Here is a 12,411-nt window from a genome sequence, read left to right as displayed (position 1 = left end):
AAGCCTTGTGAGCTATGCGGGTTCGGTATCATGCCGCTTTTTCCCCGGTTTTTTGAATGCGGTTGGTTCATTGGTTAAGAAGGCCGGTGCTTCCATGCTCTACCGGGTTTTCCAAATGATTTTTTGGTGGTGCACACTTTGCTTTTGCCCTTGCCTGTCGCGCGTTTTGTTCCTTTTCTGCTGTTAATTGGGTTTGGTTTCCTTAGTTGTGGTCCCAAGCAATCGCTGCAAACCCAGGGCTTGCCCGAGCCGACACCCAAGGTCGACACGACCGTTTCCGAGGAGCCCACGCCCTCCGAGCAAATGGAAACAGTCGAAGAAGCGACCCTTCCTCCGCAAGAAACCGCCCTCGCCGAGGTGGAGCCCGAGGTTTGGCAAGACCCCGATCCAAGCCCGTTACCTGAGCCGGTCGTGCCGGAACTGACCGCACGGGAACGTTTGGAAGGTGCCTTGAGTGCCTATGAACTGGCCCGGGAAGCATGGCTCCAGGGCGATTTAGAGACGGCCGTTGGTCACCTCGACGCGGCTTATGAAGGGGTAATGTCGGTTGATGAGAAAGAACATCCCGATATCCTTCAGGAAAAAGACGACTTACGTTACTTGATTTCCAAACGTGTGGTCGAGATTTACGCCAGCCGTACCACCTCCGTCGGTGATTTGCGCAAATCCATTCCCATCGAAATCAACGAACACGTTGAAGCCGAAATCCGCAGTTTCCAAAAACGTGAACGCCGCTTTTTTATTGAATCCTACAAACGCGCGGGCCGGTATCTACCCATGATCGAAAAGGTATTGGCTGAAAACGGCATGCCGGCGCAATTGGCGTGGTTGCCACTCATCGAAAGTGGGTTTAAAACCAACGCTTTGTCACGCGCACGGGCTTTGGGCATGTGGCAGTTTATTCCTTCTACCGGATACCGCTACGGCATGGAGCGCAACCGTTTTGTCGACGAACGAATGGATCCTGTCAAATCCACCAATTCAGCGATTGCTTATCTCCAGGATTTGCACGGTTTGTTCGGTGATTGGTTGACCGCGCTTGCCGCCTACAACTGTGGCGAGGGCCGTGTTCAGCGAACGATCAATCGCCAGCGTTTGAATTACCTCGACCATTTCTGGGACCTTTACAACAACTTACCTCGCGAAACAGCCCGTTATGTGCCGCGCTTCATCGCGACCTTGGCGATCCTCGAGGATCCTGCCAAATACGGATTTGACTTGCCCGAACAATACCCACCGCTCGATTTCGAAACCGTGAAAATCGAACAGTCCGTCTACCTTTCCGAGCTTGAAAAACGCCTGGGTTTGACCGCGAAGAGCCTTAAGATGTTGAACCCCGAATTGCGGTATGGCTTAACGCCCGGCGACGGCTACATGCTCAAAGTACCCAGTGGCCAAGTTGAGGCGACCACCGCGGCCGTGGCCAACATGGAGCCCGGTCAAATCCCCGTGGATACCTCGGGTGTACACCGCGTGCGCCGCGGTGATTCCCTTTCGGCGATTGCCAAACGCTACGGCACCTCGGTGACCCGTCTGGTTCAGGCCAATAAACTAAAAAGTCGCGACCAAATCTGGCCTGGCCAAAAGCTGGTCATTCCCGGACGACGGGGGCGTGTCATGCCGGCGCCGGGCGGGGGTTCCGGTGATTGGGTAACCCACAAGGTGCGTCGCGGTGACAACCTGTGGCGTTTGGCGGAACAATACGGAACCACGGTGCAGCGGATCAAACAATGGAACCAAATGTCGGGTTCCCGTTTGAGCTTGGGCCAGCAGCTCAAAATTAAGCAACAACCCGCCGGCAAAAAGACCTACCGCGTGCGCAGGGGCGATACCTTGGCCAAGATTGCGGCAAAACACGGGATCAGCCTGCGCAAACTGTTGGCCGCGAATCAACTGAGCAAACGAGACAAAATCTATCCCAATCAGGCGTTGCTGATTCCCTAATGAACCCGCTTGACAAAACGCTCGGCTCGGTCGATTCTATTTGGCTCGGCCGAGTCGCGTATTGATAGGTTCTTTTTACGTATCGGCCTAACCCGCATATCTCACAAGGAATTCTGCTACGAAGCCGAAAGCCATGCGATTACGAGGGGGCGGCCTTCCGCATTACTCGGTCGAGCCGCCTTCGCCGTAGCGCTGCTACGCCGATAGGTCGGACCCCTGTGCCGTCTCTCGGTCGTAATCTTCGTACTCACAAGGCTTTCAGCTCCTCGCGACGAATCCTTGTAAGAAATGCGGGCTAACGATTTTAGGTAAGTGTCGTGATTGGCCGATTTTTCAAAGGTTCGGGGGCGAAGTGAAGATCAACAGTCATCAGGTTGCGGAAGCTGATCTCGCGCGGCGGTTAGAATATGACCATTACACCAACGAACAGGGGTACATGGTTTTCACGGAGCGTTTCCACGTAAAACGAGGGATTTGTTGTGGCAATGGATGCCGCCATTGCCCGTTTACACCGCGCCACCAAAAAGGGGGGCGTGTGCTCAGCCAAGCGGTACAGAATCAGCTTAAAAAGACCCCTTAAAGAACGCCGGCAAAGGCGTTTTGGGTTGTTTATTCTGGGTGGTCTCGTGGCCGGGTAACCGTTTAATGATATTTAGAACAATAGTACTTATTCATGTGACCTAGCTGTCTTTGTTCGTTTTAATCAAAAGGTAAAGTTTGTGTAATTAGGTGTGATCAGTTACCGCGTCGTGATCAGACCTTGCAGTCGGCGGCCGGAAGAATGGGGCCACTCGGCGACCCATGCGTTGTATGCCGCGTGAACTTTTTGTTTTCGATGTGGGTTCGCGGGCAGGACCTGTTCCATGTTTTTTGATCGTGGCGGCGTTTGGTGCCGGTTCTGGTATCTGTGAATCGTGCATGGCGCGGAAGCGATGCCAATCTTTACTTCTGTATTGTAAAGTTCTTATCTTATGTAAGTAACTTAAATAAAGCGACTTAAAGTCGTTTTGTCTGTTTTTAGTTCTTGGGGATGGCTGCACACTGCTGTTTGGCGAGGTGGCGGAGGCGTGTCGATGCATTTGCTACGCCACCCTATTTCGCTCTAAGTGACTGGATCGGTCAGGTATCTGATTTGAGGAAGGCGGTATTTATTGATGTAAGAACAAATTCTGATAAGTGATCGTCGGCACGGCTGGTGATTTGGGGTTGTCCCGAATGTTAAGGTTGTGTCATCCTTGATTTACTTTTGTCCTGCTATTTGGATGATGAATGCCACCTTTCTTGATTAAGGTTTATCGATCACTATCTTGAAAAGAAGTACTGAGGAGATTTCCGCTCGTGAGCATATTACGTCGTTTGGCCATTTTGCGCCCGCTGTTGGTTTTTTGTATTCTGTGGTCCGTAGCAGCCCAGGATATCCAAAAGCCGCAAGCCTATGTCATCCCTAACCAAAAACTAACCAATCGCTTAGCTCAGAACCTGACCGGACCGCAAGAGGGCGACGCCCATGAAATCGCCATGCGGTACCTCAACGAAAACGCCGATGGCTTAGGTGTCACCGCAACTGATTTGGCGAACGCGGTGATCACCAGCGCCCACGTATCGCCTCAATCCGGTGTAACCCACATTTATATGGCGCAAGAGGTCGACGGGCTGCGGGTTTTGGGCAGTTCCATGAGCATCCATATCGCCCGCGACGGCAGTGTGATCAAAGCCGACGCTGCTTTTATTGAGCAGGGTGCCGAAAAAGTGGATAGCCGTTTTGAACTCAACGCGTTGGTTGCGACCCTAGCCGGTGCCCGGCAGATGGGTCTTGCGGCCGAGCCGACAGCGGTTCGTCAGATCCAAGGTGCCGTCGGTGAAGATTTTGAAACCCTATTTGAGGCCGATTTTGCGGCTGACTTGGTGAAGGCAAAACGCGCCTACTTACCCATTGGACCTGACCGTTTGCGGGCCATTTGGCTGGTCGACGTGCCCGAGTCGGATGACCGTGTCGAGTGGATGGTTGACGCCACCCTGGGGTACGTCATTGAACAACGCAATTACAAAATCGAAGATTCGTTTCATGTACCGGGCCACAGCCACGAGGTAACGCGAGATCAATCCCTGGCCCCTTCCTTGTTTATCGATAGCTTAGGCCTCGGTGGGCCGCAATACGAGGTGTTTCCACCGCCGATGGAGTATCCCGACGACGGCCCCCGCGTCATCGTCAGCAACCCCGCCAACCAAACCGCCTCGCCTTTCGGCTGGCACGATGAAAACGGTGCGGCCGACGGTGGTACCTTTACCACCACCCGCGGCAACAACACCCATACCTTTCTTGATCGAAACAATGATCGTGCACCCGACGAAGGGGTTAGCCTTGACGGCGGCGTGAATCTTGATTTCACTGGATCGTTGGTTCCGTTGAACCTTAACTTGGGTCCCGATGCCAACCAAGCCGCTGCCGCCGTTAACCTGTTTTTTTGGACAAACTACCTGCACGACATTCTCTACTTGTATGGTTTCAATGAAACGGCTGGTAACTACCAAAACACCAACAATGGCGGTGGACCCGGTGACGGTGACCCTGTTCTTGCGCGTGCCCAAGCCGAGGCGGATCGGCCGACACTCAATAACGCTACTTTTTTGATCACGACCGACGGTGTTCCTGCATTTATGAACATGTACGTTTGGAACTACACCACGCCCCGTCGTGATGGCAGTTTTTCAAACATGATTATCGCTCACGAATATGCGCATGGTTTGTCCACGCGTTTGACTGGTGGGCGCACCGAACCCAATTGTTTGCGAAATACGGAGCAAATGGGTGAGGGTTGGAGTGATTTCGTCGGCCTTGTGCTGACCGCTAAAGCTAGCGATACACGCACGACCTCCCGCGGTGTTGGTACCTATGTCCAGGGTGAGGATGCCAATGGGCAGGGTATTCGCCCAGCCCCCTATACCACCGACATGCAACTGAACGGGGCTACCTATGAGGATTTACCTGGGGCAACCATTCCTCACGGGGTTGGCTACATATGGGCGACTATGTTGTGGGAGCTTTATTGGGATTTGGTTGATGCCCACGGTTTTGAGGAAGACTTCACTGCGGGTTGGCAAAACGGCGGCAATAACTTGGCGCTGCAACTGGTAATTGACGGCATGAAATTGCAAAGCTGCCTGCCTGGTTTTGTTGAGGGCCGGAACGCTATTCTTCAAGCCGATCAAAACCTTACCGGCGGTGCGAATCAATGTTTGATTTGGGAAGCCTTTGCCCGTCGAGGTTTAGGTTTCTCCGCTAGCGAGGGTTTTTCCGGTTCAACCACTGACGGTTTTGCCAGTTACGACATGCCAGAAACCTGTTCCTTTGGCGCCTTTCGTGGCAATGACCGCGAGGTGTGTGCCGGGGCGGACAAAACCTTTGATTTTGGGATTGGCGGGCTTTGGTCTGGGACCGTGAGCGCTTCGCTGGTTGATGCTCCACAGGGGGCCGAATTCTCCTTGAACGAAACGACTTTTACGGAGTTCCCCGCGCTTGTGCGCTTGACAGTCGCGAACTCAAGCGGCCTCATCTCTGGTAATTACTCCGTGACATTGAGACTGGACGACGGCGAAACGCAACGGGATTTCCCCTTTAACTTCCAGGTGATCTCGGCAACACCTACACCGGTTACCCTCAAGCTACCCTCTTCAGAGGAGCGCAATGTCTCTTATCTGCCTTTGTTCAGTTGGGACGATAGTTCCGAGGGCGTTGAATACACGGTTGAGGTATCCTTGAATGAGCGTTTTAGCGACATTGTTCTCACGGGTCGTACAAACACTACGGTTTTCCAAACAGAAACCCCGTTGCGGGTTGGGATTCAGCACTACTGGCGTGTGATTAGCTCGAATTCTTGTGGTCAGGTCGTATCCGAGGGGCGGGGGTTTATTACCCAAGGTGCGCCCGACATTCCGGCCCAATTGTTTGAGGGTGAAGGAGTAAATGCTACGGAACTTCAAAACCGGGTGCTGATTTTTTCCCCAAATTCTAACTTCTCTGAATACGAATCGTGTATCGAGGAAGGAGATGGGGAATGGAACTACTCCACCGAAAATGCGACGGTTATTGAAGGGTTTGGCGATGAAGACGCAAGGTATATTCCACTTCCACAGCCATTTAACTTCTACGGTGTCAATTACAATGATTTTATCCTAATGTCTAACGGTTTCATTACTTTTGGCAGTAACGATCCCACAGGAAGCCCTTCGACAGAGGACATCGAGCGACATTTTACGGTACCTCGTATCGCCTTTTTTTGGGACGATCTTGATCCTGGCTCTCTTGCTTCCGATCCAGAGCCCGGTATCGTAAGCTATGAAATCTTAGATGATCGTGTTGTGGTGACTTTCCAAAATGTGACTGAGTGGGTACCCCTGCTTTTCCAACCGAAACCTGTCAATGTTCAGGTCGAGCTGTTTTTTGATGACGGCCGAATTCGGATGACCTACCTTGATATTGCGCCTGTTGATTGCTTGGTGGGCCTTTCTGATGGGCGCCCTATTCCAAACGGCGGCGCGTACAACCCGGCGCGGTTCGATCAATCCGAAACCTGCGACTTCGCCTGTCCCTATGATGCGACCCGTGATCCGAACACCGACAACGCGGTCGATCTCCAAGATTTGATTTACCTCAACTTGGTGTGGCACGATGACGCCTCCGTCGCCGACGGCGCGCGGGAAGCCAATGACTACAACGAGGATTCACGATTCAACGTGCTGGATTTAACCCAATGGATCAACCAGACCGGATCCTGTTTCATCCTGTCGTCCAGACTTTAATCACCTAGGATCGTTTCGGGTATCACCCGATTTTGTCCCGGCCGATCATAAAAAAGCGCCGCGAGGGTTGCATGCTCCTCGCGGCGCTTTTTCTTTTTTCTTTCGGACTAATCGTGGCGCAATGCCTGAATCGGATCCAACTGAGCCGCCTTCACCGCCGGGTAAATCCCAAAGATCAAACCGACCGCCGCGCAAACCGCGATTGCCGGCAAAACCACGCCCGGCGACCAGGCCACCGACCAGCCGGAATACAGTGAAATGCCCTCGGCAATGGCGAATCCGATCACTAACCCCAGAAAACCACCCAGGCCGGCGATCAAAAAGGCTTCGATCATAAACAGGCGACGAATATCGCCGCGTCGCGCGCCCAAAGCCCGGCGTAAACCGATTTCGCGGGTGCGCTCCAGCACGTTGGCCAACATGATGTTCATAATGCCAATCCCGCCGACCAAAAGCGAAATGCCCGCGATGGCCGCCATGACAATGTTAAAAATGTCCTGGGTGCGTCGATGCTGTTGCAGCAGTTGTTCCGGTACCACCAAATCGAAATCATCGGCCTCGCGGTGGCGCGTATGTAACAATCGCGCCAAGGCTCGTCCCGCCGCGGCGGTCGCGTAACCCCGTTCAATGGAGAAGTGGATTTCGTCCAGTTCGGCGTCCAAGGGTTGGGATTTGAAGTGGTTGAGCGCGGTGCTCAAAGGCACGTAAATACGGTTGCGCGGGTTCTCAATCGCCACTCCCTGGAACTCCTCTTTGTCCAAGATGCGGTCCTCAACCACACCCACCACGGTCAGCCACAGGTGATTGATCCTTAGCCGCTCGCCCAATGGGTCGCGGTTGCCGAACAGGTCGAATGCGGTCTGGCTGCCGATGACGCAAACCTTGGCGACGGTCACGTCGTCGTGAGGGAGGAGCGGGCGGCCCAGGCGCATGGCAAGCGTTTGACCCGCGCTGGTTTGCCCAACCACCATGGCGTCACTTTTCCCGGCCGCGCTGAAGATGGTCTGCGCTTGGACCTTTTTCACCGCGATGGTTTCTGAGACAAAAGAAAGCGTGGCCCGTGCCGCTTCCATATCATCGAGGTTCAAACCGCGCGATTGCTCGCGGATTTCGCGAAGTTGGTCGGGATCAAAAGGTCGGTTTTTGGCGATGACATTGCGGGTGCCCATCGCTTCAATTAAGCTAAGCGCCTCGCGTTCAGCACCTTCGCCGATGCTTTGCATGGCAATCACCGCGCCTACGCCGAACACCATCCCCAGCAGGGTTAAGAAGGTGCGGAGTTTCTGGGTCGCTAACTTTTCCAAAGCCTCTTCAAAATCGAGGCGCCATTCATTCAAGTTCGCCCTCCGTGGGTTGGGCCGTGGCGATATGGTCGCCCGCCGTCAAGCCTTCTAAAATGATCGTGCGGTTCGGTCCCCGTTGGCCCAGTTGAACGATCTGTTTTTCAAAGCGTCCTCCGACACGACGGTAAACCCAGGTTTCGCCCGCCTCGGAGAACAACGCTTGGTTGGGGACCGCCAGTGCCGCGGCGATGTCGGCCACGAGAAAACGAACCTTTACCTCGCCCATGGGTTTGATCCAAGCAACGTCCGGTTTCTCAAAGCCAACCCGCACGCGAAAATATTTGGTGGGGTCGTTCCGTGAACGCTGCTCGGCAAAGGGGTTGATCGACAAGACGGTTCCCGTCAACAGCAGGTCCGGTGAGGCCGCGGCGCTGATTTCCACCGCGGTGCCTTCTTCGATGCCGGAAGCCTCCGATTCCAACACATAAGCGTCGACCACCATCGAACTCAAATCAGGGATATTGGCCAGTTTCATGCCGGGGAATACCGTATCGCCGACACCAATGGTTCCCCGCCACTTCCGTTCATGGAAAAAGGTTCCCGAATGGGGCGCGTGTATCTCAAGGCTTGCCAGTTGTTTTTTGAGGCGTTCGGTGCGGGTGCGCGAAAAGGACAGGCGTGCCTCCTGGGCGGCCACCGAGGCCTGCAGCTTCTTATCATGGCGCGCCTTCTTGGTGCGGTTGTGCGCCAATTTATAGCGAAGCAGGGTTAAGTCGGCCTCGTCTGTTTCTCGATCCATGCGGCTGAATTGCTCGGGATCGCGGCGCGCAAAACGCTCGGTAAAATCCAGTTCGCGCTCGAGCATCGCGAGGGTGTGGTCCAGGTTGTCCTTTTCTTTTGAGGCTGTCAGGCGCATGGAGGCCACTTTCACCGCGCCTTCCTCAAGGGCAAATTCTTGCATGTTTAGCTCCGAGGTCATTTTGCTGCCGTCGAGGACAATCACCACCTCGTCTTGATCCACCATGCGACCTTCCGGGGTTAAGGACAGGATGGCGGTGCGACCCGCGTTTGGGTCGGCATTGAGCGGGGTACTTTTGGCGGCGGTAAAGGTGCCGTCGGCCCGGACCACGATGCGAAAGGGTTTTAATTCGACCGGAATCGTCATGGTGGTTGTTTGCGCGTCGGAACCGCAGCCAAGGGCCAAGATTGCCGTAAATAAGACGCCCAGCAAGCGTCGTGTCGGCGCCGTCATGGGGCTGCCTCCTCATCGTGATGTTGACGCAGGATGGTGACCCCGGCCTCAATGCCGGCCACGATTTCAAACCAATCATCACCGCGCCGTCCCAACTGAATCGGGGTTTCCGCAATACCGCGCCAGCCGTCGGGTTGCTGCACAAAGGCCTGTCCGTCGCGGAAGGCCACGCAGTCGCGGGGCACAAACAACACATCCGTGAGGTTCTCCACATGGAGCTTTATGGTGGTGGCCATGCCTGGTCGCATCAGCTCGGGATCGGTTTCGAGCAGCGAAACCACCGCATCGAAAACGATGCTGGGTTTGTTGTACGCCTTGGTTCGGAAAATTTGGCCCATACGGTCGACCTTGGCGCGAAAGCTTTGGTCGGGATAGGCGTCCAGACGAACGTCCACCTTCTGTTCCATCGCGACGCGACCCGCGTCTACCTCGTCCACCACGGCTTTGACTTCCATCGCGGTTAAATCGGGAATTTCCGCGATGGTGGCGCCGGGGTAGGCTTCGTCACCGACTTGCCAGCGTTTCCCGCGCCAATTCTTTTTGTGGACCACCATGCCGTCGCGCGTTGCGCGGACGTTTAACAGGGCCAGATGCTGTTCCATTTGGTTGATGGTTTCTTTGTTTTTGCTGATACCGCGCTCAAGGTTGGTGGTTCGCTTTTTGATTTCCGACGCGAGGTTGCGCTGTTCGGTTTCAATCCGTTGCAAAGCCAGGACCGCTTTTTGGGCGCGGATGCGGTCTTTTTCCAGTTCGGCCCGTTCCACCAAATGTTCCGGCACCATCAGCTTGTATTCGAGCTTTTTTGCTTGAGCCCGCTTTTCGGCGACCTGAAGTGCCAAGCTCTCGCGTCGCTCCTTGGCCCGCAGTTGGTAACTGGTCAGTTCCGTTTCTTTCCCTTGCAGGCCCATTCGCTCGTCTTGTAACCGGCGATTCAATTCCTGGCTGTTAAAGCGGATCACGGAATCACCTTCCTTGACCAATTGGCCCTCCGGGGCTAAGAAATCGATGCGGAAGTTCCACATACGCGGGATTTGGGGGACCACCAGGTAGGCCGAATTCTTGGAAACCAAGGTCCCGGTAGCCTGGATGGTGACCGCTTTGTCGGCGCGGACCAAAGTATAGGTTGATTCGTCTGAAGTCGAGGGCGCGCAAGCGGCGGTCCCGAAAAGCAGCAGGCAAAAACCGATGAAACGCGCCTGCGCCGCCTGCGTTTTAATGGGTTTCATGGGGTGCCCCCTCGCGTGATAGGCATTAAGGTCGTGCCTTCAGCCAGGTTTTGTTGGGCCTCAACGGCCATGTGGAACGCATCCCATCCGAGGGGATTGACCGTCATGGGTTCACCGCCCTCCGGTTGTACCTGATAGGCGCCTTGTTCCAACCGAATCGCTTGGAGGGGCACCAACAAAACATCTTGGTGGCGGTCGAGCAAAAGTTCGGTTTGGGCACTCATGCCGGGTTTCATGCGGTCGGTGTCCACGTGATCCAGTTCAATCAAGGTGTGAAAGTACACACCTCGGCTCCAGTTCTTTTTTTCTTTGCCTTGGGCTGAGATCGTTCTGATGCGACCGGTCAGCCGGTTTTCCGGGTAGGCGTCAAGGCGCGCCGCGACCTTCATGCCCTGGCGGACGCGCACCCACTCCTGCTCCGTAAGCCAGGTTTCTAACTCAAGTTCGTCCAATTTGGGGATGGTGACGATGGTGGCTCCGGGATACACCGTATCGCCGATGTTCAGTTTCCGCGATGAATCGGTGGTATCGGCATAAACAATGACGCCGCCGTTTTGCGTGGTAAGCGAGAGCTTGGCGATGGTTTCCCGCTGCTGCTTGATCTCTTCCTGCAGGCGTCGGATCTGGATACGTGACGATGCCAATTTGTTCCGCTCAACCCGCGTATCCAGTTCTATTTGTCGTTTTTTGAGGGCCAAGGTGCCTTCCGCCCTGAGCTTGTCCAACTGCTTCTTTTCGTATTCTTTGCGTTCCTGTAGTTCGGCGGGAATGCGGGCGTCGATTTCGGCAAGGGCCAGATCCAGTTGGCTGCTTTCCAAGTCTTTGGCGAACTGTTGCAGGCGATCCGTCAGCTCTTCTTCCTGAGTGCGCAAGTTGGCTTCCGCGTTGACAAGGTCTTGTTCCAGTTGGTTCAGGTTGAGCCGATCTTGTTTGTTGTCAAAACGAACCACCACGTCGCCGGGTGCCGCGATGTCGCCCTCGGGTAGCATCCAATCGATTTTGACCTGCCAGTTATCCGTGACCGGGGCGATGATTTTCTCGCCGCTCACCGCTTTGATGCGACCGGTGAGCACCAACTTGGTCTGCAGATCGCCGCGCATTACCTTTAGCGGTGTTGCCGCCGCGAGGGGACCGGCGCATATCAAAAACAAAATGACCCTGCTCATGGGGCGCCCCCGGTACGTTCGTCACTGAGAATCGCGCCGTCTTTCAGGCGTACCACGCGATGTGCGTATTCGGCGATATCTTCCTCGTGGGTGACCATCACAATCGTGTGGCCGCCTTGGTTCAACTCACAAAAAAGCGCCATGATTTCGGCCGAGGTTTTGCTGTCGAGGTTGCCGGTTGGCTCGTCCGCCAGCAGGATCGCGGGCTGGTTGATTAAGGCCCGAGCAATGGCGACCCGTTGCCGTTGTCCACCGGAAAGTTCCATGGGACGGTGGTGCATGCGCTCGCCCAGGCCGACTTTGCGCAACATGGTTTCGGCGAGTGACCAATCAATGCGTTCACCGCGACGGTACAACAGGGGCAGCGCCGCGTTGCGCAGGGCGGATTTGCGCGGGAGCAGGTTGAAATTCTGGAAAATGAACCCGATTTCGCGGTTGCGAATGGCGGCCAGTTCGTCGTCGTCGAAACGGCGCACCTCGGTGCCGTTGAGCTGGTAGCTACCCGTGTCAAAGGTATCGAGACAGCCAAGGATATTGAGCAAGGTTGATTTGCCGCTGCCTGATGAACCCATCACGGCCACGAACTCACCGCGCTCAATGTTCAGGTCGATATGGTTGAGGGCGGTTACCTGACTCTCGCCCATGACGTAGGTTTTGCGTAACCCTTCAATAAAAATCATAGAAGTTAGGCGCTCCGGTCGGTTTGATCAGAGGAGGACTGACGCGGTTATAAGCCGCAT

8 protein-coding genes and 1 pseudogene are annotated in these 12,411 nt (G+C 54.9%); 4 read left to right on the top strand and 5 right to left on the bottom strand.

Going from position 1 to position 12,411, the window contains the following annotated elements; translation table 11 throughout:
* The first annotated feature begins 138 nt into the window (after window positions 1-138).
* The 4 genes and pseudogenes from J3U88_RS21420 (at window position 139) to J3U88_RS21410 (ending at window position 6,744) form a co-directional block, all read left to right on the top strand.
* Window positions 139-1,944 (top strand): LysM peptidoglycan-binding domain-containing protein, encoded by a 1,806-nt coding sequence (locus tag J3U88_RS21420; RefSeq protein ID WP_207861024.1) that lies wholly within the window; start codon window positions 139-141, stop codon window positions 1,942-1,944.
* Window positions 1,945-2,296: 352 nt separating this feature from the next.
* Window positions 2,297-2,524, top strand: coding sequence for a C1orf53 family protein (locus J3U88_RS35395; protein ID WP_207861023.1), 228 nt, complete (start codon window positions 2,297-2,299; stop codon window positions 2,522-2,524).
* Window positions 2,525-3,462: 938 nt separating this feature from the next.
* Window positions 3,463-3,648, top strand: a pseudogene (locus J3U88_RS35390) (hypothetical protein); the annotation flags it as partial.
* Window positions 3,649-6,744: a M36 family metallopeptidase gene (locus J3U88_RS21410; protein WP_341535192.1), complete on the top strand. Its 3,096-nt coding sequence runs from the start codon at window positions 3,649-3,651 to the stop codon at window positions 6,742-6,744.
* Between the two features lie 107 nt (window positions 6,745-6,851).
* On the opposite strand, the gene J3U88_RS21405 is transcribed toward J3U88_RS21410, so the two are convergent.
* From J3U88_RS21405 to J3U88_RS21385, 5 genes are read right to left on the bottom strand one after another with little or no spacing between them, the layout of a single operon-like run.
* The gene (locus J3U88_RS21405) at window positions 6,852-8,081 is read right to left on the bottom strand and encodes an ABC transporter permease (RefSeq protein WP_207861021.1); all 1,230 of its coding nucleotides are present in this window, start codon (window positions 8,079-8,081) and stop codon (window positions 6,852-6,854) included.
* Window positions 8,074-9,279 (bottom strand): efflux RND transporter periplasmic adaptor subunit, encoded by a 1,206-nt coding sequence (locus J3U88_RS21400; RefSeq protein ID WP_207861020.1) that lies wholly within the window; start codon window positions 9,277-9,279, stop codon window positions 8,074-8,076. The genes J3U88_RS21405 and J3U88_RS21400 overlap by 8 nt, the downstream gene beginning before the upstream one ends.
* A complete protein-coding gene (locus J3U88_RS21395; protein WP_207861019.1) occupies window positions 9,276-10,505 on the bottom strand; it encodes an efflux RND transporter periplasmic adaptor subunit in 1,230 nt (409 codons plus the stop codon). The genes J3U88_RS21400 and J3U88_RS21395 overlap by 4 nt, the downstream gene beginning before the upstream one ends.
* Window positions 10,502-11,671, bottom strand: a complete 1,170-nt coding sequence (locus J3U88_RS21390) for an HlyD family secretion protein (protein WP_207861018.1) — start codon at window positions 11,669-11,671, stop codon at window positions 10,502-10,504. The genes J3U88_RS21395 and J3U88_RS21390 overlap by 4 nt, the downstream gene beginning before the upstream one ends.
* A complete protein-coding gene (locus J3U88_RS21385) occupies window positions 11,668-12,351 on the bottom strand; it encodes an ABC transporter ATP-binding protein (protein ID WP_207861017.1) in 684 nt (227 codons plus the stop codon). The genes J3U88_RS21390 and J3U88_RS21385 overlap by 4 nt, the downstream gene beginning before the upstream one ends.
* Window positions 12,352-12,411 lie beyond the last annotated feature (60 nt).

Origin of the sequence: Acanthopleuribacter pedis (assembly GCF_017377855.1) — a bacterium.
GTDB lineage: Bacteria > Acidobacteriota > Holophagae > Acanthopleuribacterales > Acanthopleuribacteraceae > Acanthopleuribacter > Acanthopleuribacter pedis.
This window is presented reverse-complemented; position numbering and strand designations above follow the sequence as displayed.

What these genes read in the sequence shown, in the direction of transcription:
- J3U88_RS21385 (WP_207861017.1), bottom strand. Translation starts at nt 12,351, where the DNA reads ATGATTTTTATTGAAGGGTTACGCAAAACCTACGTCATGGGCGAGAGT.
- J3U88_RS21400 (WP_207861020.1), bottom strand. Translation starts at nt 9,279, where the DNA reads ATGACGGCGCCGACACGACGCTTGCTGGGCGTCTTATTTACGGCAATC.
- J3U88_RS21395 (WP_207861019.1), bottom strand. Translation starts at nt 10,505, where the DNA reads ATGAAACCCATTAAAACGCAGGCGGCGCAGGCGCGTTTCATCGGTTTT.
- J3U88_RS21390 (WP_207861018.1), bottom strand. Translation starts at nt 11,671, where the DNA reads ATGAGCAGGGTCATTTTGTTTTTGATATGCGCCGGTCCCCTCGCGGCG.